Origin of the sequence: Halomonas denitrificans, assembly GCA_019800895.1 — a bacterium.
Classification (GTDB): domain Bacteria; phylum Pseudomonadota; class Gammaproteobacteria; order Xanthomonadales; family Wenzhouxiangellaceae.
Genome location: JAHVKF010000001.1, coordinates 747,315 through 773,831, shown reverse-complemented (window position 1 = coordinate 773,831; position 26,517 = coordinate 747,315). Strand labels below are relative to the sequence as shown.

The 26,517-nt window shown below is 66.8% G+C and carries 26 protein-coding genes and 6 tRNA genes; 23 read left to right on the top strand and 9 right to left on the bottom strand.

Features of this window, described 5'->3' with window-relative positions; all coding sequences use genetic code 11:
• Positions 1 to 89: 89 nt before the first annotated feature.
• From KUV67_03510 to argS, 3 genes are read right to left on the bottom strand one after another with little or no spacing between them, the layout of a single operon-like run.
• Positions 90 to 1,214 (bottom strand): patatin-like phospholipase family protein, encoded by a 1,125-nt coding sequence (locus KUV67_03510; protein ID MBY6203932.1) that lies wholly within the window; start codon positions 1,212 to 1,214, stop codon positions 90 to 92.
• Between the two features lie 25 nt (positions 1,215 to 1,239).
• Positions 1,240 to 1,788, bottom strand: a complete 549-nt coding sequence (locus KUV67_03505) for an SPOR domain-containing protein (protein ID MBY6203931.1) — start codon at positions 1,786 to 1,788, stop codon at positions 1,240 to 1,242.
• Positions 1,788 to 3,551, bottom strand: a complete 1,764-nt coding sequence (gene argS / locus KUV67_03500; protein ID MBY6203930.1) for an arginine--tRNA ligase — start codon at positions 3,549 to 3,551, stop codon at positions 1,788 to 1,790. Before argS ends, KUV67_03505 begins: the two co-directional genes overlap by 1 nt.
• Positions 3,552 to 3,885: 334 nt before the next feature.
• Between argS and KUV67_03495 the strand changes: the two genes are divergently transcribed.
• From KUV67_03495 to KUV67_03435, 13 genes are all read left to right on the top strand, one after another.
• Positions 3,886 to 4,443, top strand: coding sequence for a gamma carbonic anhydrase family protein (locus KUV67_03495; protein ID MBY6203929.1), 558 nt, complete (start codon positions 3,886 to 3,888; stop codon positions 4,441 to 4,443).
• Between the two features lie 37 nt (positions 4,444 to 4,480).
• Positions 4,481 to 4,557 (top strand) — tRNA-Pro (locus tag KUV67_03490).
• Between the two features lie 146 nt (positions 4,558 to 4,703).
• A tRNA-Arg gene (locus KUV67_03485) sits at positions 4,704 to 4,780 on the top strand.
• A 155-nt stretch (positions 4,781 to 4,935) separates the two neighbouring features.
• A tRNA-His gene (locus KUV67_03480) sits at positions 4,936 to 5,010 on the top strand.
• Between the two features lie 99 nt (positions 5,011 to 5,109).
• Positions 5,110 to 5,185: transfer RNA gene (locus KUV67_03475), tRNA-Lys, on the top strand.
• A 99-nt stretch (positions 5,186 to 5,284) separates the two neighbouring features.
• The gene (gene tig, locus KUV67_03470) at positions 5,285 to 6,562 is read left to right on the top strand and encodes a trigger factor (GenBank protein ID MBY6203928.1); all 1,278 of its coding nucleotides are present in this window, start codon (positions 5,285 to 5,287) and stop codon (positions 6,560 to 6,562) included.
• A gap of 17 nt (positions 6,563 to 6,579) precedes the next feature.
• Complete coding sequence (gene clpP / locus KUV67_03465; GenBank protein ID MBY6203927.1) at positions 6,580 to 7,176, top strand: ATP-dependent Clp endopeptidase proteolytic subunit ClpP; 597 nt, start codon at positions 6,580 to 6,582, stop codon at positions 7,174 to 7,176.
• A gap of 96 nt (positions 7,177 to 7,272) precedes the next feature.
• Positions 7,273 to 8,529, top strand: coding sequence for an ATP-dependent Clp protease ATP-binding subunit ClpX (gene clpX / locus KUV67_03460; protein MBY6203926.1), 1,257 nt, complete (start codon positions 7,273 to 7,275; stop codon positions 8,527 to 8,529).
• Between the two features lie 158 nt (positions 8,530 to 8,687).
• A complete protein-coding gene (gene lon, locus KUV67_03455) occupies positions 8,688 to 11,108 on the top strand; it encodes an endopeptidase La (protein MBY6203925.1) in 2,421 nt (806 codons plus the stop codon).
• A gap of 262 nt (positions 11,109 to 11,370) precedes the next feature.
• A complete protein-coding gene (locus tag KUV67_03450; protein ID MBY6203924.1) occupies positions 11,371 to 11,643 on the top strand; it encodes an HU family DNA-binding protein in 273 nt (90 codons plus the stop codon).
• 16 nt (positions 11,644 to 11,659) lie between these two features.
• Positions 11,660 to 11,735, top strand: a tRNA-Val gene (locus tag KUV67_03445).
• Positions 11,736 to 11,744: 9 nt separating this feature from the next.
• Positions 11,745 to 11,821 (top strand) — tRNA-Asp (locus KUV67_03440).
• 97 nt (positions 11,822 to 11,918) lie between these two features.
• A complete protein-coding gene (locus KUV67_03435; protein MBY6203923.1) occupies positions 11,919 to 13,817 on the top strand; it encodes a SurA N-terminal domain-containing protein in 1,899 nt (632 codons plus the stop codon).
• Between the two features lie 76 nt (positions 13,818 to 13,893).
• Here the strand turns inward: KUV67_03435 and KUV67_03430 are convergent, their stop codons facing one another.
• The 3 genes from KUV67_03430 to KUV67_03420 all read right to left on the bottom strand — a co-directional run bounded on the left by KUV67_03430 (position 13,894) and on the right by KUV67_03420 (position 15,743).
• Complete coding sequence (locus KUV67_03430) at positions 13,894 to 14,691, bottom strand: sterol desaturase family protein (protein ID MBY6203922.1); 798 nt, start codon at positions 14,689 to 14,691, stop codon at positions 13,894 to 13,896.
• A gap of 81 nt (positions 14,692 to 14,772) precedes the next feature.
• Positions 14,773 to 15,135, bottom strand: a complete 363-nt coding sequence (locus KUV67_03425; protein ID MBY6203921.1) for a DUF3301 domain-containing protein — start codon at positions 15,133 to 15,135, stop codon at positions 14,773 to 14,775.
• Complete coding sequence (locus KUV67_03420) at positions 15,132 to 15,743, bottom strand: Smr/MutS family protein (GenBank protein MBY6203920.1); 612 nt, start codon at positions 15,741 to 15,743, stop codon at positions 15,132 to 15,134. Before KUV67_03420 ends, KUV67_03425 begins: the two co-directional genes overlap by 4 nt.
• A 183-nt stretch (positions 15,744 to 15,926) precedes the next feature.
• On the opposite strand from KUV67_03420, the gene surE reads away from it, so the two are divergent.
• The 4 genes from surE to KUV67_03400 are packed head-to-tail and all read left to right on the top strand — an operon-like array spanning position 15,927 to position 19,001.
• Positions 15,927 to 16,745: a 5'/3'-nucleotidase SurE gene (surE, locus tag KUV67_03415; GenBank protein ID MBY6203919.1), complete on the top strand. Its 819-nt coding sequence runs from the start codon at positions 15,927 to 15,929 to the stop codon at positions 16,743 to 16,745.
• 29 nt (positions 16,746 to 16,774) lie between these two features.
• Positions 16,775 to 17,407: a protein-L-isoaspartate(D-aspartate) O-methyltransferase gene (locus tag KUV67_03410; protein ID MBY6203918.1), complete on the top strand. Its 633-nt coding sequence runs from the start codon at positions 16,775 to 16,777 to the stop codon at positions 17,405 to 17,407.
• A gap of 6 nt (positions 17,408 to 17,413) precedes the next feature.
• A complete protein-coding gene (locus KUV67_03405; protein ID MBY6203917.1) occupies positions 17,414 to 18,013 on the top strand; it encodes a DedA family protein in 600 nt (199 codons plus the stop codon).
• A 7-nt stretch (positions 18,014 to 18,020) separates the two neighbouring features.
• A complete protein-coding gene (locus KUV67_03400; GenBank protein ID MBY6203916.1) occupies positions 18,021 to 19,001 on the top strand; it encodes a peptidoglycan DD-metalloendopeptidase family protein in 981 nt (326 codons plus the stop codon).
• Between the two features lie 9 nt (positions 19,002 to 19,010).
• Here the strand turns inward: KUV67_03400 and KUV67_03395 are convergent, their stop codons facing one another.
• Together KUV67_03395 and yhbY are read right to left on the bottom strand one after the other, a co-directional pair.
• Complete coding sequence (locus KUV67_03395; GenBank protein ID MBY6203915.1) at positions 19,011 to 19,391, bottom strand: hypothetical protein; 381 nt, start codon at positions 19,389 to 19,391, stop codon at positions 19,011 to 19,013.
• A gap of 43 nt (positions 19,392 to 19,434) precedes the next feature.
• On the bottom strand, positions 19,435 to 19,728 hold the full coding sequence (gene yhbY / locus KUV67_03390; protein MBY6203914.1) for a ribosome assembly RNA-binding protein YhbY: 294 nt from the start codon (positions 19,726 to 19,728) through the stop codon (positions 19,435 to 19,437).
• 114 nt (positions 19,729 to 19,842) lie between these two features.
• Here yhbY and apbC point away from each other — a divergent pair, with 114 nt between their 5' ends.
• Both apbC and dcd read left to right on the top strand, forming a co-directional pair.
• Positions 19,843 to 20,925: an iron-sulfur cluster carrier protein ApbC gene (apbC, locus tag KUV67_03385; protein ID MBY6203913.1), complete on the top strand. Its 1,083-nt coding sequence runs from the start codon at positions 19,843 to 19,845 to the stop codon at positions 20,923 to 20,925.
• A 57-nt stretch (positions 20,926 to 20,982) separates the two neighbouring features.
• Positions 20,983 to 21,549 carry a dCTP deaminase gene (dcd, locus tag KUV67_03380; protein ID MBY6203912.1) on the top strand — a complete coding sequence of 189 codons (567 nt, stop codon included), beginning with the start codon at positions 20,983 to 20,985 and terminating at the stop codon, positions 21,547 to 21,549.
• A gap of 297 nt (positions 21,550 to 21,846) precedes the next feature.
• Here dcd and KUV67_03375 read toward each other — a convergent pair whose 3' ends face one another.
• The gene (locus tag KUV67_03375; GenBank protein MBY6203911.1) at positions 21,847 to 22,956 is read right to left on the bottom strand and encodes a trypsin-like peptidase domain-containing protein; all 1,110 of its coding nucleotides are present in this window, start codon (positions 22,954 to 22,956) and stop codon (positions 21,847 to 21,849) included.
• A gap of 290 nt (positions 22,957 to 23,246) precedes the next feature.
• Here KUV67_03375 and petA point away from each other — a divergent pair, with 290 nt between their 5' ends.
• The 4 genes from petA to KUV67_03355 are packed head-to-tail and all read left to right on the top strand — an operon-like array spanning position 23,247 to position 26,506.
• Positions 23,247 to 23,855, top strand: a complete 609-nt coding sequence (gene petA / locus KUV67_03370) for a ubiquinol-cytochrome c reductase iron-sulfur subunit (GenBank protein MBY6203910.1) — start codon at positions 23,247 to 23,249, stop codon at positions 23,853 to 23,855.
• Between the two features lie 2 nt (positions 23,856 to 23,857).
• Positions 23,858 to 25,102 carry a cytochrome bc complex cytochrome b subunit gene (locus KUV67_03365; GenBank protein ID MBY6203909.1) on the top strand — a complete coding sequence of 415 codons (1,245 nt, stop codon included), beginning with the start codon at positions 23,858 to 23,860 and terminating at the stop codon, positions 25,100 to 25,102.
• The gene (locus KUV67_03360) at positions 25,099 to 25,848 is read left to right on the top strand and encodes a cytochrome c1 (protein ID MBY6203908.1); all 750 of its coding nucleotides are present in this window, start codon (positions 25,099 to 25,101) and stop codon (positions 25,846 to 25,848) included. The genes KUV67_03365 and KUV67_03360 overlap by 4 nt, the downstream gene beginning before the upstream one ends.
• Before the next feature lie 37 nt (positions 25,849 to 25,885).
• The gene (locus KUV67_03355) at positions 25,886 to 26,506 is read left to right on the top strand and encodes a glutathione S-transferase N-terminal domain-containing protein (GenBank protein ID MBY6203907.1); all 621 of its coding nucleotides are present in this window, start codon (positions 25,886 to 25,888) and stop codon (positions 26,504 to 26,506) included.
• Positions 26,507 to 26,517 lie beyond the last annotated feature (11 nt).

The following is a 26,517-nucleotide window of genomic DNA, read 5'->3' as shown; positions in this document are numbered from 1 at the left end:
AGATGTTCTCAGATTCCTCGGTCTTCATTGCGTTCCTTCGCCCCTTCGCGCCTTTGCGTCCATCCTCTAAAGGACCGTTAGCGAGGCGTCTAGTCGCCCATCACCGCCAGCACTTCGTCCTTCGCGGCGAGGCCGTCGGTGTAGCCGAGGTCGATGAGTTCGCGGCAGAACTCCGCTTCGAACAGGAGGTAGCTGGGCAGGCGGCCGGGGCCCCAGGCGCCGATGCCGCGGAGCAGCGTCTTCACGCTGGCCGGGATGCGGTGCATGTGGCGCGTGGCGATCTCGCGGACGTCGCGGCTGGGCTGGATCAGCACGCTTTCGATCGGGCGCAGTTCGGTCCGTCGACGTTGCTCCTCGGTCATCAACGAAAGCGTCCGGTTGATCCGTCGCAGCCGGGCCAGGTCGTTGGTCAGGTAGTCCATGAAGATCACGTCGAGCAGGTAGCCGCCGATCTCGCCCAGCGACGGATAGTCCGGGCAGGCCGGGGGCTCCGGGTCCTGTGCGGCATCGCGGGTGCCGATGATCACCAGGCGGTCCGCACCCATGTGGATCGGTGGACTCAGCGGCGTGGTGTGGCGCATGCCGCCGTCGCCGAAGTACTCGCGACCGATCCGCCGGGCCGGGAACAGCAGCGGCAGGGCGGCGCTGGCCAGCAGGTGATCCGGGCCGATCCGCGTTCGCCGGCCGGCGCGGCGGTACAGCGCCCACTCGCGGATGTCCTCGCGGCCCTGGAAGAAGGTCACGGCCTGCGACGTCGAATAGCCCGAAGCCGTGATCAGCAAGGCCTCGAGGCGGCCTGACGCGATGTTCTCGGTGATCCCGTCGGTGCGCAGTTCGCGTGCCAGCAGTTCGCCGAGCGGCGCGTTGTCGAGCAGCGACTTCGGGTTGGCCACGCCGAGCCCGCCCAGCGTCATGGCCGCCAGCCAGTGCAGTCCCGTGCCGAGGTTGTGGAACCAGCCGGTGCGGTAAATGTGATCGCAGCGGAAATTGCCCCAGAAGCGCTCGAGCCGCGCCGCGCCGTGCGCGAGGTCGGCGGCATGGCTGGCCAGGACCGCGGCATTGATGCCGCCGGCCGACACACCGGCGATGATCGGAAACGGCGATGCAGGCCCGGGCAGGTACTCGGCCAGGGCCTTGGCCACGCCGACCTGGTAGGCCCCGCGTGCTCCGCCCCCCGGCAGGATCAGTGCGGCTCTCGGCGTCGAAGCGGTCATCAGCGTGGCGGGGCGTGGGCCGCGCCTATCGGCCGCCGCTCATGACCATGGCGTCGAAGCCGTTGTCCTGCAGCTGGCGACGTGCCTGGTCGGCGGCCCGGGCCGTGTCGAAGGGACCGAGGCGGACCCGGTACCAGGTGGCGTCGTCCACGGAGACTTCCTGGACCCGGGCGATGAGGCCGAGCAGGGCGAGCTGGGCCTTCAGGGCCTCGGCGTCTTCGGAGGCCCGGAACGATCCGGCCTGGATGAGGTAACGCCCGCCGGACGGCGTGGCCGGCTGTTCGGGGTTGTCGCGCGCCCGTTGCTCGATCTCGTCGCGCGGTACGACCACCTCCATCTCCGGCAGTACGGTGAAGAAGTCGTACTGGCGGTCGCGATTTCCGGTGCCGGGCGCGTCGATGATCGGCGGCTCGCTGCGGCCGTCGGGTTGCCCCGGGGGCGCTTCGTCGCCGCGCGGCAGGTAGCCGCCGACCCAGGCCAGCAAGGCAAGGCCCAGGCCGCAGGCCACGCCCGCGACGAAGCTCAGCAGGCTGCCGCCGGCCGAGGAGCCCCGTCGCGCCTGCTTGCGCGCCATTACATCTGCTCCGGGGCGGAAACGCCGATCAGCTTCAGGCCGCCGGCGAGCACCCGGGCGACGGCCTGGGCCAGGTTCAGCCGGGCGTTGCGCAGGTCTTCGTCGTCGACCAGTACCGGCACGGCGTTGTAGCAGGTGTGGAATGCCGAAGCCAGTTCGTGCAGCGCATGGGCCAGGTCGTGCGGAGCGCGCCGGCGTGCAGCCGCCTCGATCACCTCCGGCCAGCGGCCGATGGCCTGCATCAGCGCGCGCTCCTGGGGCTCGGTAAGTCGCTTGAGCGCGGCGTCACCGATCGCCGGGTTGTGCTTCATGCCCTTGCCTTCCATCTGGCGGAAGATGCTGTGGACGCGCGCGTGGGCGTACTGGATGTAGTAGACGGGGTTCTCGTTGGCGCGCGACTTGGCCAGGTCCAGGTCGAAGTCCAGGTGCTGGTCGTGCGAGCGCATCACGTAGAAGTAGCGCGCCGCATCGCTGCCCACCTCGGCGCGAAGGTCGCGGAGCGTCGTGAACTCGCCGGAGCGGGTCGACATCTGGATCTTCTCGCCGCCGCGGTACAGCACCGCGAACTGGACGAGCTGGAATTCGAGACGGTCCGGATCCTCGCCGAGTCCGCGGGCTGCCGCCTTGAGCCGCGGCACGTAGCCGTGGTGGTCGGCGCCGAAGATGTAGAGCAGCTGCCCCGAGCAGCGGTCGAACTTGTCGAGCATGTAGGCGACGTCGGACGCGAAATAGGTCGTGCGGCCGTTTTCGCGCACCACGACCCGGTCCTTGTCGTCGCCGAGTTCGGAGGACTTGAACCAGGTCGCGCCCGATTCTTCGTACAGCCAGCCGCCGCGCTCGAGCCGGGCGATCGCGCGCTCCAGTGCGCCGGAGCGCTCCAGTTCACGCTCGGAGAACCACCGGTCGAAGGTCACGCCGAATTCGCCGAGGTCGCCGCGGATGTCTTCGAGCATGGTTTCCAGCGCCGTCCGGAAGCAGGCCTCGTAGCCGTCGCCGAGCAGGTCCCGGGCGCGCTGCACGAGCGCATCGATGTGGCGTTCCTTGTCGCCGTCTTCCTGCTCGCTGGCGTCCGGAGGCAGGCCCTCGGCGACTTTCGCGCCGGAAAAGCGCATGTCATCGCCGTGGCGATTCCGGACCTGGCGGGCGATATCGTAGATGTACTCGCCGCGGTAGCCGTTGTCCGGGAAGCGAGGTGTCTCTCCACATAGCTCCAGATAGCGCAACCAGACCGAGACCGCCAGGATGTCCATCTGGCGCCCGTAATCGTTGACGTAGTACTCGCGCACGACCGAGTGGCCGGCGGCCTCGAGCACGGCCGACACGGAAGCACCGTAGGCGGCGCCACGGCCGTGGCCGACGTGCAGCGGTCCGGTCGGGTTGGCGCTGACGAATTCGGCCAGGACCTCCCCCTTGCGCCCCGCTGGCTGATGTCCGTAGGTCGACCCGTCCGCCAGCGCTTCGCGTACCACGCAGCGCAGGTGGTGATCGCTGGCGTGGAAGTTGAGGAAGCCCGGGCGAGCGGTTTCGACCCTGGAGATCCGCTTCGAGCCTGGCAGGCGGGCAGCGATCGCCTCGGCGATGTCCATGGGGTTCTTTCTTGCGGCCTTGGCGAGCACCAGGGCCACGTTGCAGGCGTAGTCGCCATGGGACGCATCGCGCGGACGGTCGATCTGGAATGCAGGGTCGACGTCGCGCGGCAGTTCGCCGTCGCGCTTCAGGTAGCCGAGCGCCTGGTGGATGAGTTCTTCGATGTGGGCGCGCATGAGCGGCCGGACCCGGGTGGTGGACAGTGCGCTATTGTAGCCATCCGCCCCGGTCGCATGGGTGCGCGCGGGTTGTCCACAACTCCTGTGGATAACGTTGTGGGCAACGGCTCGACAATCGCCTCCGTCGCCGGGCCGATCGCATGCCCTGCGCATTGGGCAAAATCGGCCCACTGCGGGCGATTGCATGAAAAACAAAAGGTTGCGAGCATGTCGAAAGAAAGGTTTTGCATTGCGCGGGGCAAGCCGCTGTTTCTTGAACGTTGCGTGACATTGTGAATAACCGGTCGGGCCGCGCCCGGTCCACAGGCCGCCTGGAACGAGAAGATTTCCGATGAACCATCAGAAAAACGACACGATCCGACCGTTCCGCGATGAGCGCCCCGCGCTGGGCGAGCGGGTCTGGGTCGACCCGAAGGCCACGGTGATCGGCCGGGTCCGGCTTGGCGCCGACGTCTCGGTGTGGCCGGGTGTGGTGCTCCGCGGGGACGTCCACCGGATCGACATCGGTGCGCGGACGAACCTTCAGGACAACACGGTGTGCCACGTGACCCACGATGGCCCCCAGGTGCCCGGCGGCTACCCGTTGATCGTGGGCGAGGACGTGACGGTGGGGCATGCCGCGGTCCTCCACGCCTGCACGATCGGCGATCGTTGCCTTGTCGGCATGGGTTCCCTGATCCTCGACGGTGCCGAGATCGAGTCCGACGTGATGATCGGCGCGGGCAGCCTCGTCGCTCCCGGCAAGCGGCTGCAGAGCGGTTGGCTCTATCGCGGCCGGCCGGCGCGGCCCGCGAGGGAACTGTCTGCCGAGGAGCTGGACATGCTGCGCTACTCCGCCGCGCACTACGTGCGGCTGAAGGACGAGTACCTGGTCGGTGCCGACGGTTGACTCCCAGCGCTCGGATCGGAGATACTATGCGGCTCGCCGGGGTGTAGCGCAGCCTGGTAGCGCAACTGCTTTGGGAGCAGTAGGTCGCAGGTTCGAATCCTGCCGCCCCGACCAGTTTCGCGGACTCCGGCGGTCGACCGCAGGACCGTTCCGCTGCCGCAACGTCGACACCAGGTCGGCGGCGCGGCCGAGATCGCTGGCGAGATCGCTGACGAGATCGCGGAATCGTTCGAGAGCTCGCGGCAGGGTCGTCCCGAGATGCGCCTGTAGCTCAACCGGATAGAGCATCGGCCTTCTAAGCCGGCGGTTGCAGGTTCGAGTCCTGCCAGGCGCGCCAACGTCTTTCCGGGCCACGACGGACAAGGCGTTGTCGCGCCGCACCGCGGGGCAATGCGGTTAGAATAGGGCCGCTTCGATCGTCGCCGCCTCGGGCGGTGGCGAGCGAGGCCGACAAGCAGGTGACCCGGACTTCGGGTCGGAGCGCGAACGATGGTGGGCGTAGCTCAGGGGTAGAGCACTGGATTGTGGCTCCAGCGGTCGTGGGTTCAAATCCCATCGTCCACCCCATTTTCGCCCGGTTCCGGCCGGGCATCGCGCGAACCGGGGTTCCGTCGGAACCGGTGCGGAGTTTCCGGCGCCGGCCGCGGCGACCGATGCACGATCGACGGGCCGTTAGCTCAATTGGTAGAGCAGTGGACTCTTAATCCATTGGTTGTAGGTTCGAGTCCTACACGGCCCACCATTTCCGGATCCGGAGCGCCTCGTCGCGACCTGCAAGGGTCGCCGGGCTCCGGTTCCGCATATCGAAAGCAACTATCCAACGTCTAGAGAACGCAATCCCATGCAGGTATCCGTAGAAAAGACCGGTGATCTGGGCCGCAAGCTGGTGGTGGAAGTCCCGGCCGACTCGATCGACGGCCAGATTTCCGGCCGTCTCAACGAACTGCGCCGCCAGGTTCGCCTGAAGGGCTTCCGGCCCGGCAAGGTGCCGATGAACGTGGTCAAGCAGCGCTACGGCCAGCAGGTGCGCGACGAAGTGCTGCAGCAGGTCATGCAGAACAGCCTGCAGGAAGCGATCCAGCAGCAGGACCTGCGCGTGGCCGGCGTGTCCAGCCTGCAGCCGGATGCGGAGGGCGAATCGACCTTCACCTTCACCGCCGAGCTCGAGGTCTTTCCCGAACTGCCGGAGATCGACGTGTCGGGCCTGGAGATCGACCGCCCGGTCGTCGAGATCGAGGAGACCGACGTCGATGACATGATCCAGACGCTGCGCGAGCAGCGCCGCGAGTGGAGCGAGGCCGCGCGGCCGGCCGAACAGGGCGATCGCGTCAAGATCGAGTTCCACGCCGACGTCGATGGCGACCGGGTCCCGGAGTCCGGGACCAGCAAGGCGCAACCCGTGCTCGGCGGCGGCGCGATGTTCGAGGCGTTCGAGCAGGCGCTGATCGGCGTCGAAGCCGGCGCCGAAAAAACCGTGGAACTGACCTTCCCGGACGACTTCCGCGACGACTCGCTGGCCGGCAAGACGGCCGACGTGACCTTCAAGGTGCTCACCGTCCAGGCGTCCGACCTGCCCGAACCCGATGACGAGTTCGCGAAGAGCTTCGGCGTCGACGGCGGCATGGACCAGATGCGCAGCGACGTTCGCCGCAACCTCGAGCGCGAGATGCGGCAGGCGCGGACCAACCGGCTGAAGAAGGCCGTGACCGACGGACTGGCCGAGGAGTACAAGGAATTCGGCCTGCCCGATGCCGCGGTGCGGCAGGAGCTGGGTCAGATGAAGGCGCAGCTCAAGCAGCAGTACGGCGAGCAGGTCGACGTGCCCGAAGACCAGCTGCGGCCCGGCGCCGAGCGGCGGGTCCGGCTCGGCTTCCTGCTGGCCGAGATCGCTCGCCAGCACGAGCTGAAGATCGACGACGGTCGGGTCGAGCAGCAGATCGCGGAGATCGCCGAGACCTACGAGAATCCCGGACAGGTCGTGGAGCTGTACCGGACCAATCCCCAGCTGACCGACCAGGTCCGCAACATGGTCCTGGAAGAGCAGGTCGTCGAGTGGGTGCTGGACAACGCCAAGGTCTCCGACCGGTCGATGTCCTTCAAGGAGCTGATGGAATCGTGAACGAGAAAGCCCTCAACCTGGTCCCGATGGTCGTCGAGCAGTCCGCCCGCGGCGAACGCGCCTACGACATCTATTCCCGCCTTCTCAAGGAGCGGGTGATTTTCATCGTCGGACCGATCGAGGATTACTCGGCCAACCTGATCGTCGCCCAGCTGCTGTACCTGGAAAGCGAGAATCCCGAGAAGGACATCAACGTCTACATCAACTCGCCGGGCGGCTCGGTGACCGCGGGCATGGCGATCTACGACACCATGCAGTTCGTCAAGCCCGATGTCTCGACCATGTGCGTCGGACAGGCCGCCAGCATGGGTGCCCTCCTGCTCGCCGCCGGCGCGAAGGACAAGCGTTATGCACTTCCGCATTCGCGGGTGATGATCCACCAGCCGCTCGGCGGATTCTCCGGCCAGGCCTCGGACATCGACATCCACGCGAAGGAAATCCTCAAGATGAAGGACCAGCTGAACCGGATCCTCCAGCACCACACCGGTCAGCCCCTCGAAACCATCGAGCGCGACACCGATCGGGACAAGTTCATGAGCGCCGCCGAGGCGTCCGACTACGGTCTGATCGACCACGTGCTCGAGCGCCGCGACCAGGATGCGCCGGACGCCTGAGCCCGGGCCGGGCCGGCGCTCCTGCGCGGCGGCCGGCATTGACTTCGTGCCCGGTCATTTCGAGTACCATGACGGGCAACGGTTGGGAAGTACGCCATGAGCGAAACGTCGAGCGACAACAAGGTCCTGTACTGCTCCTTCTGCGGCAAGAGCCAGCACGAGGTGCGCAAGCTGATCGCGGGCCCCAGCGTCTACATCTGCGACGAATGCGTCGAGTTGTGCAACGACATCATCCGCGAGGAGCTCGAGGAAGCGAGCCTGAGCGAGCGCGAGGAGCTCCCGACCCCGAAGGAAATCCACGAATTTCTCGACGAGTACGTCATCGGCCAACCGCAGGCCAAGCGCGTGCTGTCGGTTGCCGTGTACAACCACTACAAGCGCCTCGAATCGCACAAGCACCGCGACGATGTCGAGCTGGCCAAGAGCAACATCCTGCTGATCGGGCCGACCGGGTCCGGCAAGACGCTGCTGGCCGAGACGCTGGCGCGGATGCTCAACGTTCCGTTCACGATCGCCGATGCGACGACGCTGACCGAGGCCGGCTACGTCGGCGAAGACGTCGAGAACATCATCCAGAAACTGCTCCAGAAGTGCGACTACGACGTCGACAAGGCGCAGACCGGTATCGTCTACATCGACGAAATCGACAAGATTTCCCGCAAGGCCGAGAACCCGTCGATCACCCGCGACGTCTCCGGCGAGGGCGTGCAGCAGGCGCTTCTGAAGCTGATCGAGGGCACGCTTGCCTCGGTGCCGCCGCAGGGCGGCCGGAAGCATCCGCAGCAGGAGTTCCTGCAGGTCGACACGCGCAACATCCTGTTCATCTGCGGTGGCGCCTTCGCCGGTCTCGACAAGGTCATCCAGGACCGATCCGAGGCCGCGGGGATCGGCTTCCGCGCCCAGGTCAAGGGCAAGAGCGACTTCAATCTTTCCGAGCTGGTCGCCACCGTGGAGCCCGAGGACCTGATCCGCTACGGGCTGATCCCGGAGTTCGTCGGCCGCCTTCCGGTCGTCGCGACCCTGCGCGAACTCGACGAAGAGGCGCTCGTGCGCATCCTGGTCGAGCCGAAAAACGCGGTGATCAAGCAGTTCCGCAAGCTGTTCGACATGGAAGGCTGCGAGCTCGAGGTTCGTGATGATGCGCTGCATGCCATCGCGCAGAAGGCGATGGATCGCAAGACCGGCGCACGCGGGCTGCGCACGATCATGGAAAACGTGCTCCTCGACAGCATGTACGAGCTTCCCTCGATGGAAAACGTCGCCAAGATCGTGATCGACGAGGCGGTGATCAACGGCGAGTCGGAGCCGTACATCATCTACGAGAGCAGCAAGCGCGCCTCGGGCGATTCCTGAGTCTCCGGTCCGCCTCCGCGGCCGACCCCACTTTTTCCCTTCGATCGGCCCGCCTCGGCCGCCGATCGACCGTGCTCCGTGCTTGAATCGGCACGTCGCTGTGCCAATATAGCTCCACTACTCGACGCATAACGGCGCGTCCGCGCCCAGAGGTCCCGATGGCAACGTCCAACACCCCGGATTCCGCACCGCTGGAGTCCACCCGACAGCCGACGCCGGTACTAAGCCTGCGCGACGTCGTGGTCTATCCGCACATGGTGATCCCGCTGTTCGTGGGGCGCGAGCGCTCGGTCAAGGCGCTGGACGAGGCGATGAACGTCGACAAGCGCATCCTGCTGATCACGCAGAAGAGCCCGGAAACCGAAGAACCGGGCGCCGAGGACCTGTTCGATTTCGGCACCGTCGCGACCATCCTCCAGATGCTGCGCCTTCCGGACGGCACGACCAAGGTCCTGGTCGAGGGTGTCGAGCGGGTCCATGTCGACACGCTCGACGAGGACCCGGGCTACCTGGCCGGTACCTGGACGGCGATGCCGGCGAGCAGCGAGGACGACGAGGCGACGATCGACGTGGCCGCACGCAGCCTGATTTCCCTGTTCGAGCAGTACGTCAAGCTGAGCCGGAAGATTCCGGCCGAGCTGCTGACCACGCTGTCCGGAATCAACGACGTCAGCCGCCAGGCCGATACGATCGCGGCCCATCTCGGCATCCGGATCGAGGACAAGCAGCGCATCCTCGAAACCGCCGACCTGCGCGAGCGAATCGAGCAGCTGATGGCCCTGATCGAGGGCGAGATCGACGTGCTCAAGCTCGAGAAGCGCATCCGTGGCCGGGTCAAGACCCAGATGGAGAAGAGCCAGCGAGAGTACTACCTCAACGAGCAGATGAAGGCGATCCAGAAGGAGCTGGGTGATCTCGACGAGTCGGGCAACGACCTCGGCGACCTGGAAGCCAGGATCGAAGAGGCCGGGATGCCGAAGGAGGCGCTGGAGAAGTCGCGGAGCGAGTTCAACAAGCTCAAGATGATGTCGCCGATGTCGGCCGAGGCCACCGTGGTTCGCAACTATCTGGACTGGATGCTGGCCGTGCCGTGGAAGAAGCGCAGCAAGGTCCGTCACGACCTCGCCAAGGCCGAGCAGATTCTCGAGGACGACCACTACGGGCTCGAGCGGGTCAAGGAACGGATCCTCGAATACCTCGCGGTGCAGCAGCGGGTGAAGAAGCTGCGGGGGCCGATCCTGTGCCTGGTCGGCCCGCCCGGCGTGGGCAAGACCTCGCTGGGTCGATCGATCTCGCGAGCGACGGGGCGCGAGTTCATCCGCATGAGCCTCGGCGGCGTTCGCGACGAAGCAGAGATCCGGGGCCATCGCCGTACCTACATCGGCTCGATGCCCGGGCGGGTGGTCCAGAACATGTCCAAGGTCGGGACGCGCAACCCGCTGTTCATGCTCGACGAGCTCGACAAGATGAGCATGGACTTCCGCGGCGATCCGTCCTCGGCGCTGCTCGAGGTGCTCGACCCGGAACAGAACAGTACGTTCTCCGATCACTACCTGGAGGTCGATTACGACCTGTCGGAAGTGATGTTCCTGGCCACGGCGAATTCGCTGAACATCCCCGCGCCGCTGCTGGACCGGATGGAGATCATCCGGATTCCGGGCTATACCGAGGACGAGAAGCTCAACATCGCCCGGAAGTACCTGCTGCCGAAGCAGATGGAGCAGCACGGCCTGGAGGACGACGAGCTGAGCGTCAGCGATACGGCGATCACCGACATCATCCGCTACTACACCCGCGAGGCCGGGGTGCGGAACGTGGAGCGCGAGCTGGCCAAGATCTGCCGAAAGGTCGTCAAGGAGCTCAGCCTGGACAAGTCGCTGGACAAGCGCCAGGTCACCACCCGCAACCTCGACAAGTACCTGGGTGTCCGGCGGCACCGCTTCGGCCGGGCCGAGGAGAGCAACGAGATCGGCCAGGTCACCGGCCTGGCGTGGACCGAGGTCGGCGGCGAGCTGTTGCAGATCGAAGCCAGCGCAGTGGCCGGCAAGGGCAAGCTGACCCAGACCGGTCAGCTCGGCGAGGTGATGCAGGAGTCGGTGCAGGCGGCCCTGTCCGTGGTCCGTTCGCGCACCGAGCCGCTGGGGCTGGATCCGGAGTTCCACCAGAAGAAGGACCTCCACGTGCACGTCCCCGAAGGCGCGACGCCGAAGGACGGACCGAGCGCGGGGATCGCGATGGTCACGGCGCTGGTCTCCGTGCTTACCGGCGTGCCGGTCCGAGCCGACGTGGCGATGACCGGAGAGATCACTCTGCGGGGACGCGTCCTGCCGATCGGCGGCCTGAAGGAAAAGCTGCTGGCCGCGCTGCGCGGCGGAATCGGCATCGTCCTGATTCCGAAGGAAAACGAGAAGGACCTCGCCGAGATCCCGGATCGGATCAAGAAGGATCTGGACATCCGCCCCGTGGAGTGGATCGACCAGGTGCTGGACATCGCGCTGGTCGAACAGCCCGCCGGTGAGGCGTTGGCCGCGCCGTCCGGCGGCGGGGAGGACACGGGAAAAACCGTGCGTCCGCACTGATTCCTCTTCACCCTCGCGCGGAATTTCGATATACTTCCGGTTTGGGCGCCGACAAGGTGCCCAGACGCTCGGACTGGAGTCGTCCGGGCGTGGATCGAATCGACGAAACACCTTGGTTGATGCGGTCTCCAGCGTGATATACCATCGACGCGAGGGACGACCGGTACGGAGTTGATGGGGGCCATTGGTACCACCGATCGGTCGCCAGCCGGATCAAGGGGCAGACACGCTGGATAACGATAAACCTGGAGTACGAATCACTATGAACAAATCGGAACTGGTTGACGCGATCGCTGACAATGCCGAACTCTCCAAGGCGGACGCAGGTCGCGCGCTCGACGGCATGATTGCCGCTGTTACCAAGGCCCTCAAGAAGGGCGACACCGTTTCCCTGGTCGGTTTCGGCACCTTCTCCGTGAAGAAGCGCGCCGCCCGCACCGGTCGTAACCCGGCCACCGGCGAGACGATCAAGATCAAGGCCTCGAAGACCCCGTCCTTCAAGGCTGGTAAAGGCTTCAAGGACGCGATAAAATAAGTCGCTTACGCGTCCCGGGTGCTTAGCTCAGCTGGAAGAGCATCGCCCTTACAAGGCGAGGGTCGGCGGTTCGAGCCCGTCAGCACCCACCAGCAGTTCAAGGAGTGGTAGTTCAGTTGGTTAGAATACCGGCCTGTCACGCCGGGGGTCGCGGGTTCGAGTCCCGTCCACTCCGCCAAGCCTGAACGGGGCGCCGATTTCGGCGCCCCGTTTTTTTTAGACCGTGTGTTGAGTCGAATCAACGACAAGCAGCCGCTGCACAGGATTCTCCCTTCATGCTCCAAGCCATTCGTGACCGGGTGACCGGCGTTGTCGCCTTCATCATCCTCGGCCTGCTGGCCGTTCCGTTTCTCTTCTTCGGTGTCGACAGCTACATCCGCGACGTCCCCCAGGACACGATCGCGGAGGTGGGTGACCAGACGATCTCGATCACCGAATTCCAGACCGAGTTCGCGCGCTACCGCCAGCAGTTGCGCGCCCAGCAGGGCGAGAATTACAACGATCTCGAGGTCAACCGGCCCGAGCGTCGGCGCGAGTTTCTCGAGCAGATGATCGACCAGCGCCTGCTCAGCGGCTACGCCCAGGAGCAGGGTCTGGCCATCAGCCCGGCCGCTTTGCTCGAGGTCATTCGCGGGGTGCCGGCCTTCCAGATCAACGGCCAGTTCGACCCGCAGATCTATCGCCAGCGGTTGCAGGCCACCGGCCGGACCGTTCAGCAGTTCGAGCGCGAGCTGACCCGGGACCTCCTGCTGCAGGAGGTGCCCGCTGCGGTGTCGAGTTCGGCGTTCGTCACCGAAGACGCGATCGACGATTGGCTGCGGGTCCAGCAGCAGGAGCGCGACGTGGCCCTGGTGGCCATCGACAGCGCCCCGTACCGCGATCCGGAAGCGGTGACCGACGAGGCGATCGGCGATTACTACGAAGCCAACACGGACCGTTTCATGCGGCCCGAGCAGATCACCGTCGAGTACGTCGAACTCGATACGGCCGAGCAGGTCGCGGACGTGGAGATCGACGAAGAAACGCTGCGCGATCGCTACGAGGCGGTCAAGGCCCGGTTCATCACCCCGGAAGAGCGCAACGCGTCCCACATCCTGATCACCGCCGGCGAAGAGCGCACCGCCGACGAGGCCGAAGCACTCGCCGAGTCGCTGCGCGAGCGCATCGACAACGGCGAGGCCTTCGGTGAGCTGGCCGCCGAGTTCTCCGACGACCCGGTCTCGGCCGAAGACGGCGGTGACCTGGGCTGGCTGGAGCCCGGCATCATCGATCCGGCATTCGACGACGCGCTGTTCGCGCTGGACATCGGCGAAATTTCCGCGCCGGTCGAGTCCGACTTCGGCTGGCACATCATCCGCCTCGACGACATCCGCGAGCCGCGCGGTCAGAGTTTCGAAGAGGCGCGCGCCGAAGTGCTGGAAGAGGTTCGGGCCGAGCGTGCCGAGGAGCTCTACTTCGAACTCAGCGAGCGTCTGGTCGACCTGGTCTACGCCGACCCGACCGGGCTGGCTGCGATTTCCGAGGACCTGGGCCTGGAGCTCCAGACCGCCGGACCCTACTCCCGCTTCTCGGCCGAGGGCGTGCTGGCCGACCCCGCCGTCCTCGAGGCGGCCTTTTCCGATCTGGTGCTGGTCGACCGCCAGGCCAGCGAGCCGATCGAGGTCGGCGAGAACCGCGCCATCGTTCTGCGCGTCACCGACTACCAGCCCGAGCAGCCGCGTCCGCTGGAGGCGGTGGAAAACGAGATTCGCGATCAGCTGGCGCGCGAGGCCGCCCAGGAACGGGCACGCGAGTACGGCGAGTCGCTGATCGCCCGGGTCCGGGCGGGGCAGACGCTGAGCGAGGTGGCCGAGGCCGAATCGCTCGAAGTCGATGAGCGCAGCGTGACCCGACGCGACTTCGATCTCGGCGGTGCGGTCCTCGAAGGCGTGTTCCGAATGGCCGAGCCGGCCGAGGGCGAGACCCGCTACGAACTCGTCGACCGTGGCCAGGGCTGGACGGTGGTCGCGCTGCGCGGCGTGACGCCGGGTGATCCGGCCGAGGCCGACGAAGCGCAGCGCAACGGTGCGCGCCAGCAACTGCAGTTCGCCGCCGTGGGCCGGGAAGTCCAGGGCCTGCTGGCCTGGCTCCGGGCGAACACGGAGATCAACGTCGCCGACGAGCGACTCGAATAAGCGCGAACGACAGCGCTCCGGCTTCCCGCCGAGGCGCAGGAGGGGCCTGGCCGTTTTCGGCCCGGCCGAGCAGGAATCACGACGCGGCGCGGTCTTCGGACGGCGCCGCGTTCGTTTCCAGGAACGCGTACTCGGTCTCCATCCGGTCGGTACCCATCCACTTGTCCCACCAGCGGAAGTAGAGCCCGTAATTGGTCCGCGGGTTCCTGTGGTGGAGATCGTGATGCGCCGCGGTGATCAGGTTCCGTCCCGGCCACGCCCGTAGCCACCACCGCGGCAGGATCTCCCAGCCGGAATGGTTGAGCACGGCGGCCAGCGTCATCAGGGTCAGGATGAACAGCGCGGCACCGACGTGGATCGGCAGCACCAGCGCGAGCAATGGCAGGAAGATCGCACCGACCACCGACTCCCAGGGGTGGAACGAGAACGCCGCCCACGGTGTCGGCGGACGTGATTCGTGGTGCACCCGATGGACGACCGGAAACAGTCGGCGATGATGCATCGCGCGGTGCGTCCAGTAAAAATACGTATCGTGCAGGAACAGGTACAGGAACACGCTGACCGGCACGTACCACAGAGGATGGGCGTCCAGGTCGGTGTACACGGCGGTGCCGCCGAGCTTCCACAGTTCGATGACGATCGCGGCCGGCGCGGCGTAGATGAACGACGACCACAGCGACCATCGAATTTCCCGGCCCACTGCCCCCGGGGCCGGTTGTCCGTGCATCAGTTTGATCGCCCCCACGCGATCGGCCGGCCGGCCCCACAGCAACCAGTAGAACAGGCCGGAAATCAGCGCGTAGCGGATCGCGATGATCGCACTCAGGCCGATGAACGTGACCAGCAGCGAGGTCGGCGGAACGTCGTTGAGCATGGTCGGCAGGTCCTCCATGTCGGCCAGTGTATTGGATGCGCGCCCGCCGAGACGGGGGCTTCGCGAGGAGGGCGATCGGCGTCAGCCCGGATCGGGTCCGGGTGGACCCGACGTCGATTCGATCAGGCGTCCGTCCGGCGCGTCGGCCCAGACCCGCTCGACCCGACCGCCGACGAGGCGAACACCGCCGGCGCGGCGCTGGCCGCCGTCGGTGCTGAATTCGAATCGGTACCGACGATCGCCGGTGAGACCCCGTTCGCTCCGCATCGGTCGAAAGCGCTCCATGGCGACCGTCTGGTCGAGCAGCTGCCAGCCTTCGCGTCGGCACAGGCGACGGGCCGCGTCGACCGCGCGGTCCCGGGCCGCCAATGCGGTTGCCCACCACAGAGCCACCGCGCCGAGCAACAGCAGCAAGGGAATCACCGCCTGCGCCGATCCGCTCACGCGCGTTGGCGTTGCTTGAGCAGCACGTAGGTCGCGCCGGTTCCGCCGTCGCCCGGCCGGGCCGCGGTGAACGCGAGGACGCGCGGATGCCGGCTGAGGATCCGGCCGGTGGCGGCCCGCAGGCGCGGTCCCGCCGGCCCCGAGCGCAGCCCCTTGCCGTGGATGATCTTGACGCAGGACATGCCGGCTGCCAGCGCATCGTCGAGAAAGATCCGGATCGAGCGGGTCGCGGCGTCGACGTTCATCTGGTGCAGGTCGATTTCGTCCTGGATTCGCCAGTGACCGCGCCGCAGGCGCGCCAGCACCCGATGCTGCAGGCCGGGACGCAGCCATTGCAGCTCTTCTCCGGTCTCCAGCGCCTCGGCGCCGGGCGATGCGACGGCGAGCTCGTCGAGGACCCGCGCTTCGTCGGCTCTGCGCATCCGGGGCGAGGGACGGGTCCGTTCCGGCCGCGTTTCGGCGCGCTCGGTGCGGATCCGCCGCACCGGGCCGACCGCGTCCCGGAACGCACCGAAGTCGTCCTCGGCGCCGTCGCTCCGAAGCTCGGCCTCCCCGTCGCGACGACCGTGGTCGTCCGCGCCGGTCCGCTCGTCCCAATCATCGCTCATGGAGTCTCCAGAACCGCCGGCATCGGGGCGTGGACGCCGCGCGCCGGGTGAAATGCCGATCGTTCGATCCATTATAGTTACCGGGCTTCGAATCCATCCACGCGGCCGTTCACACCGGGCCGATGAACGCCATCATCGCGATCCGGCAAGCGGACGCCGGCAACCGGGGGTAGTCTTCCTTCCATGCATATCCTGATCAGCAACGATGACGGTCTCGATGCGACCGGCATTCGCGTGCTCGCCGAGCAGATCCAGCGCCACGTCGACCGGGTGACCCTCGTCGCTCCCGACCGCGACCGGTCCGGCGCGAGCAACTCCCTCACGCTCGATCGGCCGATCCGGGTCGATCGCCGCGACGAGGGTATCTACAGGGTCTCCGGGACGCCCACCGATTGCGTGCACATCGGCATCACCGGCCTGCTCGAGGACGAGCCGGACATGGTGATTTCCGGGATCAACAACGGCGGCAACCTCGGCGACGACGTGCTGTATTCCGGCACCGTCGCGGCTGCGATGGAAGGGCGCTTCCTGGGCTTGCCGGCGATGGCCGTTTCGCTGGTCTACGAAGGCGGTCGGGCGAAGAACTACGCCAGCGGTGCCCGGGCCGCCCAGATCCTGATGCGGCAGTTGTTCGACGAGCCGCTGCCTGCCGACACGATCCTCAACGTCAACGTGCCCGACCTGCCCTGGAGCGAGATCAAGGGCTTCGAAACGACCCGCCTGGGGCACCGCCACCGCTCCGAGGACGTGATTCCCATCAAGGATCCTCGCGGCCGCCAGTTCTTCTGGATCGGTGCTGCCGGCGAGGAAGAGGACAATGGCCCCGGCACCGACTTCAACGCGATCCGGCGCGGCTACGTCTCGGTCACCCCGATCCACGTCGATCTCACGCGTTACCAGGCGCTCGAACAGGTGTCGCAATGGGTCGCCGCAATCGATCCGCATGCCGACCCGGACGCAGGAGGCGACCCGGAAGCGGGCCGGGGAGACGGCCGGGAATGAACGCCGAGTCACTGACCCGCGGGATCGGCATGACGTCGGAGCGCACCCGACGCCGGCTGATCGAACAGCTTCGGCGCCAGGGCATCACCAGCGAGGCGGTGCTGGAAGTCATCGCGCGAACGCCGCGCCACCTGTTCGTGGACGAAGCGCTTTCGTCGCGGGCCTATGAGAACAGCGCCCTTCCGATCGGACGCGGACAGACGATCTCGCAGCCGCTGGTCGTGGCCAAGATGACCGAGGCGGTGCTCACCGGCCGTCGGCTCGGCAAGGTGCTGGAGATCGGCACCGGTTCCGGCTACCAGGCCGCGATTCTCGCCCAGCTGGCCGATCAGGTCTTCACCACCGAACGGATCGGCGAGCTGGCTCGCCAGGCCAAGCAGCGCCTGCACCGGTTGAAGCTGCACAGCGTGTTCGTCCGCCACCTGGACGGGCGCGCCGGCTGGCCCAGCCAGGCCCCGTTCGACGCGATCGTTGTCACCGCCGGCGGGCAGGTGCCCGATGCGCTGTTCGACCAGCTGGCCGAAGGGGGCGTGCTGATCGCGCCGATCGGTGAACAGGGTGGCGTCCAGCAGCTCGAGCGTTTCGTGCGCATGCCCGACGGCCTGGAGCGCGAAACGCTGGCACCGGTCAGTTTCGTGCCGCTGCTCGAAGGGTTGGACTGACCCGCCGTGCGCTTGTTCCGGCCCATCTACGATCGGGTCCTGGAGTGGTCCCGCCATCGGAACGCGCACCGGTATCTCGCCGGATTGAGCTTCGCCGAGGCCACCTTCTTCCCGGTGCCGCCCGACGTGATGCTGGCGCCGATGGTGCTGGCCGATCGGGACCGGGCCTGGCGCCTCGCCGGCCTGACCACGGTCGCTTCGGTGATCGGCGGCCTGGCCGGCTACCTGATCGGTTGGCTGGCGCTGGAGGTCGTGCTTCCGCTGGTCGAGCGCTTCGGCTATCTCGATGCCTACGCCGCGGCGACCGGCCTGTTCGAGACCTGGGGGATCGCCTTCGTGATCGTCGCCGGGTTCACGCCGATACCGTTCAAGATCATCACGATCGCCGGCGGCGCGCTGCTGATGCCGCTGCCGGGCTTCATCGTCGGCAGCCTGGTCGGGCGCGGCGCCCGGTTCTTCCTCGTCGCGGCCCTGATCCGCGCAGGGGGTGAGCGGATGGCCGACCACTTGCGCGATCGGATCGATCTGATCGGCTGGATCGTGGTGGCGCTTGCGGTGGTCGCGGCCATCGCCATCGTCCTGAGCGGCGGTGCGGCCGGTGACTAGCGGGCCGATGTCCCGCCGCCGACCCGCCCACTGGAGTGCCGCCGGGCTGGGCCTGCTGGTCGCGCTGACGCTGGCCGGCTGCGGGGCGCCGGGGCCGCTGATGCCCGAACAGCGACCGCAGAGCCGGAGCGCTCCACCGCCGTCGCCGGCCCCGTCGGTCTACCGCGTGCGCGAAGGCGATACGCTGTATTCGATCGCTTTCCGGTTCGGGTTGGACTGGCGCGAGATGGCGCGCTGGAATCGCATCGGTCCGCCGTACACCATCCGGGTCGGCCAGTCCCTCGATCTGCGCCGACCGGCCGCGATGGAGCCGGCGATTCGGCCAGCGCGGCCAGCGGTCGCGCGAACGCCGTCCGGATCGACGCGGGCCGAAGCGCAGCCGTCGACGAGGACGTCGGCGCCTGCATCGGCCTCGAACGAGACGCCGGCCCGCTCGGGGACCGAGACGTCGACCGAGGCGACCGCCGATCCCGTTGGCGAGTCCCGAAGCGGTGGCGAGAGCACGGCCGCAGCGCCTCCGGAACCGCGATCCCGGCGGCCCTCATCGGCTTCCGCGCCGTCAACGTCGGCGACGAGCGGCTCCGCGCCGGTGCCGACGACCGCGACGCGCCGCGCCGGCGGGGTCGATTGGCGCTGGCCGACCGCCGGCAGCGTGGCGCGGGGGTTCAATCCCGGCGACACGAGGAAAGGCATCCTGATCTCGGGTACGCCCGGCCAGCCGGTCCGGGCGGCCGCCGACGGCACGGTGGTCTACAGCGGAAACGGCTTGATCGGCTACGGCGAGCTGATCATCGTCAAGCACAACGACCGGATGCTCTCGGCCTACGCACACAACCGGACTCGCCAGGTCGCGGAGGGCGATCCGGTCCGCGGCGGCCAGGTGATCGCCACGCTCGGTCGCAACGAGCGAGACGACCCGGTGCTGCACTTCGAGATCCGCCGCGACGGTCAGCCGGTCGATCCGACGGGCTTTCTGCCGCAGCGCTAGCGGGTCGGCTCAGGCGGCCGGCTGCCAGATCAGCGCGGCCAGCACGCGCCGCTCCTCGCTGGCCAGCACGTTGAAGGTGCGGGCTGCCGATTCCAGCGTCATGACCTCCAGACCCACGTGTCGGGCCAGGAACAGGCGCTGGATTTCGGCGCCCGGAAACCGGAGCTCGCGGCCCGTGGCCAGCAGCACCACGTCCGGACGGTATTCGAACACCGGCGCAAGCGCCTCCTCGGTCAGGTCCCCCACCGCGGCGACGGGCCAGGGCTTCGGCGCGCGGTCGGGCGTGAGCAACAGGCTTTCGCTCCAGGGTCGGTCGACGATCCGGATCGCGTCGTCGTGAAGCGAGTGAACGAAGTAGCTGTGGTCGGGGCGGTGTTCGGTCAGCTGCATGGCGGTCGGTCGACGTGGACGTGGCGAAGGAGGGCGGTCCGAATCAACAGGGAAGCTGGATCCGCGGCGTGTCCGGGTGGCGGCGATACAGACAGACGACCTGCCCGATCTGCTGGACCACGTCGGCCCGGGTGCTGTCGGCCAGGTCGTCGACCCAGGCCTTGCGCTGCTCGCGATCGGCTCGCAGCTTCACCTTGATGAGTTCGTGGCTGTCGAGCGCCAGCTCGACCTCGGCGCGGACATTGTCGGTCAGCCCCTTGTCGGCCACGATCACCACCGGTGACAGGTCGTGGCAGAGGCCGCGGAGAAAGCGGATCTGGGTGCGGTTCAGGGCCATGACGGCGCGGGAGCCTCGGGAGTGGATCAGGTCCGAGAGGATACCAGCCGACCGTGGCCGCGCGGCGCGCCTACAATACGCCGTTGAGCGAACGTCCACCGACGGAGTCCGATCTTGAGCCAGCCGAACCGAGACGCGTTGCTCGACGCCCTGCGGGCGCTCGACGACCCCGAATCCGGTGCCCCGTTCGGCGACGCGATCCGAGCGGTCGCCGTGCGCGACGGCAAGGTGGCCGTCGACGTCGAACTCGGCTACCCCGCGCGCGGCGTCGCCGATTCCCTGGTCCGGCGGATCGAGTCGCTGGTCCGTGGGTTCGACGGGGTGGATGCGGTGACCGTCGATCTCGGCAGCCGCATCCGCGCCCACGCCGTGCAGGGCGGGCTGAAGCCGCTGGACGGGGTGCGCAACGTCATCGCGGTCGCCTCCGGCAAGGGCGGGGTCGGCAAGTCCACGGTCGCGGCCAACCTGGCGCTCGCGTTGGCCGCCGAAGGCGCCCGGGTCGGCATTCTCGACGCCGATATCTACGGGCCCAGCCAGCCCCGAATGCTCGGGCTGTCCGGCAAGCCCGGGACCACCGAGAATCGCCGCATCCTGCCGTTGCAGGCGCACGGCATCCAGGCCATGAGCATCGGCGTGCTGGTCTCGGTCGACCAGGCGATGATCTGGCGCGGACCGATGGCGACCCAGGCGCTCCAGCAGATGCTGTCGGAAACCCTGTGGGACGACCTGGATTACCTGGTGATCGATCTGCCGCCCGGGACCGGCGACGTCCAGTTGACCCTGGCCCAGCGGATCCCCGTGGCCGGCAGCCTGGTGGTCACCACGCCGCAGGACGTAGCCCTGGACGACGTCCGGCGCGCGGTGGCGATGTTCCGCAAGGTCAAGGTCCCTGTGCTCGGCGTGATCGAGAACATGAGCACCCATGTCTGTTCGAACTGCGGCGCCGAGGAGCCGATCTTCGGTCGCGGCGGCGGCGCGAGGATCGCCGAGGAAACGGGCCTGGCCCTGCTCGGCGAACTGCCCCTCGACGCGGCACTGGGTCGCTCCACCGACGTCGGCCGGCCTTCCGTGGCCGACGATCCCGACGGCGATGCCGCGCTGCGTTTCCGTGCCATCGCTCGCCGCGCGGCCGCCCGCCTGGCCCGGCAGGACCTGAACACCGCGATCCGCATGCCGAAGATCTCGATCACCGACTGACCCGGGCCGCCGGCAAGGGCCGGCTGCGAACCGACCGTATCCGACGAGGAACTCCGAATGAGCATCAAGTCCGACCGATGGATCCGCACGATGGCCGCCGAACACGGCATGATCGAACCGTTCGAGGCGGGGCAGGTGCGCGAGGCCGACGGCCGCAAGCTGGTCTCCTACGGCACCTCCAGCTACGGCTACGACGTGCGCTGCGCGGATGAATTCAAGATCTTCACCAACATCAATTCCGCGGTGGTCGATCCCAAGCACTTCGACCCCGACAGCTTCGTCGACGTCCGGGGTGATTCGTGCATCATTCCGCCGAACTCCTTCGCCCTTGCGCGCACCGTCGAGTACTTCCGCATCCCGCGCAACGTGCTGACGATCTGTCTCGGGAAGTCGACCTACGCCCGCTGCGGCATCATCGTCAACGTCACCCCGCTGGAGCCGGAGTGGGAGGGCCACGTCACGCTGGAATTCTCCAACACCACGCCCCTGCCGGCCCGGATCTACGCCAACGAAGGCGTCGCCCAGTTCCTGTTCCTGGAATCCGACGAGGAATGCGAGACCAGCTACAAGGATCGTGGCGGCAAGTACCAGGCCCAGCGCGGCGTCACCCTGCCTAGGACCTGATCACCTTCCAGCCTGACGAGCATCCAGACAATTACCGCAGATGGACGCAGATGAACGCAGATGAAATGCGCTCAGGCGAATACAGGCGGAACCTGCGGCCGAGGGCGTGGAGTTGGCTGCTGAAAGCGGGGGCGGCACTGATTGCGGGTCCGGTCGCGAGGTTTTCTCGAGGATGCCGCTGAACCCAACCATTCAGTCGTTGTACGCAAGGAATCGCGCTGGGGTTCATCTGCGTCCATCTGCGTTCATCTGCGGTAGAAAAACTTTCACCGTTCTCGAACCGCGGCCGGGCTGAGCTCAGCCCTGCAGGGGTGGGTGCTGGATGAGGGTGATGGAGGTGGTGAAGGTCTGGCCGCTGCGCATGGCGACGACTTCGATGGCGTCGCCCGGCGCGCGATCGGCGATGCCCAGGGTGAATTCGCGGGCGGTGCCCACCGGTTCGCCGTCGGCCGAGATCAGGATGTCGCCCGGCCGGAGTCCGGCCCGCCACGCCGGGCCGTCGCGGTAGATCTGGCTGATCTGGACTCCCTCGGGCTGTGCTTCGCCTTCCAGCGCGACGATCGGTGGATCGGACACGTTGGCGCCGATCCAGCCCCGTTCGACCTGGCCGTAGAGGAGGATCTGCTCCAGCACGTCGGTGGCCAGACGGGCCGAAATCGCGAAGCTGATGCCCTGGGCGCCCATGTCCTGGCTGAGCGAGGCGGAATTGATGCCGATCACCTCGCCGTCCGGGTTGATCAGGGCGCCGCCGCTGTTACCGGAGTTGATCGCGGCATCGGTCTGGATGAAGTCCTCGAACGCGGTCAGGTTGAGGTCGCCGCGGCCCGTCGCGCTGATGATGCCGGCGGTGACCGTGTGGTTCAGGCCGAACGCGTTGCCGATCGCCAGCACCACGTCGCCGGGCCGGTGGCGGGTGCCCGTATCGAACACCGCCGCCGGCAGGCCTTCGAGCTCGACCTTGAGCACCGCCAGGTCGGTGCCCGGGTCGGTGCCGATGATCCGGGCCTCGGCAACGCGGCCGTCGAACAGGGAAACGAAGATGTTGTCGACCCCGTCGATCACGTGCGCCGTGGTCAGGATCACGCCGTTCGGCGATACGATCACGCCCGATCCGAGACCGCTGCGGGGCCGCATCACGCGACGGTTGCCGAAAAGCTGGCGGAACAGCACATCGCCGTCCTCGCGGATCATGGGCTCGCTGACCATGGTCCGCGTGTAGATGCTGACCACCGACGGCGCCGTCCTGTTCACGGCATCGGCGTAGGAGCGCACAGCGCCGCCGGCGACGGTCGTAGGACCGGCGGCGCCGGTGGAGGTCAGCAGCTCCGGCTTGACCCAGACCAGGACGAACGCGGCGGCGAGGCCCACCAGGACGGTCTGGAGCAGGAACAGGACAAGGCGCTTCATCGTTGGCGTCATGGATTCACGGAATGCTCATCATTCTACGTCCTTGCGCGCCGAATCGCCCGTGGAACGGGCGCTCCGAATCGCTCCCGCGCGGTGCCGACGGCGGGCAAAAAGGTGAAAATTTCGGTAAAATATCGGATTGATCCCATGGAAGTCGTCCCTGGGGTGTCGGCGCAGCGCATGCGCGTGGTCGGTCGGCGAGGCCGGCGTCGCGCAGTCCGCCATGCCGAGCTCCGAGCCGACGTCCGCCTGCCTGATTCAGGAGTTCGTTCATGTCAGACAAGGATTCGATGGCCTCGATCGAGAAAGCCCCGAACAAGGGGCGACGCATGCTGTTGCTGGCCGGTACGGGTGCAGTCGGTGCGGTCGGTGCGGGGTTCGTGGCCTGGCCGTTCTACGCATCGTGGAAGCCCAGCGCCAAGGCGCGGGTGATCGGCGCGCCGGTCGAAGCGTATATCGGCGACCTCGAGCCGGGACAGCTGATGCGCCTGCAGTGGCGCGGTCAGACGATCGGAATCATGCGGCGGTCCGAACAAATGGTCGAGAACCTGTCCGAGATCAATGACCAGCTGCGCGACCCGATGAGCTCCGAGAATCCGGATCAGCAACCGGACTACGCGCAGAACCTGTATCGCTCGATCCGGCCGGAAATCCTGGTGCTCAACATGCACTGCACGCATCTCGGCTGCGTGCCGGAGTTCATTCCGGAGGTCGGCGCACAACCGTTCGAGGAGAACTGGAAGGGTGGCTTCTTCTGCCCGTGCCACAAGTCGAAATTCGATCTCGCCGGCCGGGTCTACCAGGGGGTTCCCGCACCGACCAACCTGGTGGTGCCGCCCTACAGTTTCGTTGACGCCGAGAATGTCATCATCGGCGTAGAACCCGAAGGAGCAGCCTGATCATGGCAAAGCCTGCTAGCAACGTGACGCGGCAGCTCGAGTCGCTCGGCAACTGGGTCGACCGCCGCATCCCGGTTTCGAAATTCTGGAAGGAGCACATCAGCGAGTACTACGCTCCGAAGAACTTCAACTTCTTCTACTTCTTCGGCTCGCTGGCGCTGCTGGTCCTGGTCAACCAGATCGTCACCGGCATCTTCCTGACGATGCAGTACAAGCCCGATGCGGCCAGCGCGTTCGCATCGGTCGAATACATCATGCGCGACGTGGAGTGGGGCTGGTTGATCCGCTACATGCACTCGACCGGCGCGTCGTTCTTCTTCATCGTGGTCTATCTCCACATGTTCCGCGGCCTGATGTACGGCTCGTACAAATCGCCGCGCGAGCTGGTCTGGATCCTCGGCGTGTTCATCTACCTCGTGCTGATGGCCGAGGCGTTCATGGGCTACGTCCTGCCCTGGGGCCAGATGTCCTACTGGGGTGCGCAGGTGATCATCTCCTTGTTCGGCGCGGTGCCGTACATCGGCGAGGCCCTGACGGAATGGATTCGCGGCGACTTCTTCGTTTCCGACGCCACGCTGACCCGCTTCTTCGCCCTGCACGTCATCGCGTTGCCGCTGGCGCTGCTGTTGCTCGTGGTGCTCCACCTGACGGCGCTGCACGAAGTCGGTTCGAACAATCCGGACGGCGTGGAGATCAAGAAGCACAAGGACGCCCAGGGACGCCCCCTGGACGGCATCCCGTTCCATCCGTACTACACGGTCAAGGACATCTTCGGCGTCGGCGTGTTCCTGACGCTGTTCGCGTTCGTGATCTTCTACGCGCCCGAGTTCGGCGGCCTGTTCCTGGAGCCGGACAATTTCAATCCGGCCGACCCGCTGGTCACGCCGGAGCACATCGTGCCGGTCTGGTATTTCACGCCGTACTACGCCATCCTGCGCGCAGTGCCCGACAAGCTGCTCGGCGTCGTGCTGATGGGGCTGGCGATCATGGTGCTGTTCCTGCTGCCGTGGCTCGACCGGTCGAAGGTCCGCTCGATCCGCTACAAGGGCTGGGGCAGCAAGATTCTGCTGGCCGTGTTCGCGGTCACCTTCGTGCGCCTCGGAATGCTCGGCATGGCCGAGGGCACTGCGGCCGAGACCATCGAATCTCGGGTCTGGACCTTCCTGTACTTCGCTTTCTTCGGCCTGCTGCCGTTCGTGACCAAGTACGAACGCACCAAGCCGGTTCCGGAACGGGTGACGAAATGATGCGACGCTGGATCACGATTCTCTCTGCTCTCGTCGTCGGCGCACTGGCCGCGTCGGCTTTCGCGGCCGGCGGCGGCGAAGATCTCGAACACGCCGGTGCCAACGTGCACGACATGGCGTCGGTTCAGCGCGGCGCGCAGACCTTCTTCAACTACTGTCACAGCTGCCACTCTGCCGAGTACATGCGGTACCAGCGGCTCGCCCAGGACATCGAGGGCCTCGACGAGCAGATGGTCGAGGAGAACTTCATCTTCGGCGACCGCGAGCTGACCGACTACATGATCGCGGCCATGCCGGAGGAACAGTCCGAGGACTGGTTCGGCAAGGCGCCGCCGGACCTGACCCTGATCACGCGGTCGCGGGGCGAGGACTGGGTCTACAGCTTCCTGAAGGGGTTCTACCTCACCGACGAGGGCTGGAACAACACGGTGCTGGCCAATGCATCGATGCCTCATGTATTGTGGGAGCTTCAGGGCATCCAGCGGCCGATCTACGAAACCTACACCGACGAGTCGGGAGAGGAGCAGTCGCGGATCAAGGAACTCGAACTGGACGAGCCGGGCCTGCTGAGCCCGGAAGAATACGATCGAACGATCCGCGACCTCAGCGCGTTCCTGATCTACCTCGGGGAGCCGGCGATCCTGGTTCGCGAGGGGCTGGGCGTCTGGGTGCTTCTGTTCCTCGTCGCGTTCACGTTCCTGTCCTGGATGCTCTACCACGAGTACTGGAAGGATGTGAAGAAATGAGCGGCGATCGTGCCGCTGGCGATGGGAGACGCCGACCATGATGACGCTGTATTCCTCGGAGAACTGCCTCGACTGCCATCGGGTGCGGGTCGTACTGGCCGAAAAGGGCCTGAACGTGGAGATCATCCACATCGAGCAGGACCGTTCGGCCGTCGCCGATCTCGCGGAGCTCAGCCCCTACGGCGAGCCGCCGACGCTGGTCGATCGTGATCTCGTGGTCTACGGCACCTGGGTCGTCAGCGAGTACCTCGACGAACGCTATCCGCACCCGCCGTTGATGCCGGTCGATCCGGTCTCGCGCTCCCGCTTGCGTCTGGCCCTCTACCGGATTCATCGCGACTGGATCGAGAACGGTCGGATCATCGAGACCTCCAGCGGGCCCAAGCGCATCGCCACCGCCCGCCAGCAGCTCCGAGACAGCATCATCGAGTCGGACCCGCTGTTCGGCCTGTCTCCGTTCCTGCTCAACGACGAACTGAGCCTGGTCGACTGCGCACTGCTGCCGCTTCTGTGGCGGCTGCCCTCCTACGAAGTCGACCTGCCGGCCAAGTCGACCCGCAACATCCACCGGTACATGGAGCGGATGTTTTCCCGGGACGCGTTCCAGCGCAGCCTGACCGAAGCCGAGCGGGCGTTCCGCGAAGAAGAGCCGGTCTGACCGGCCGCGAT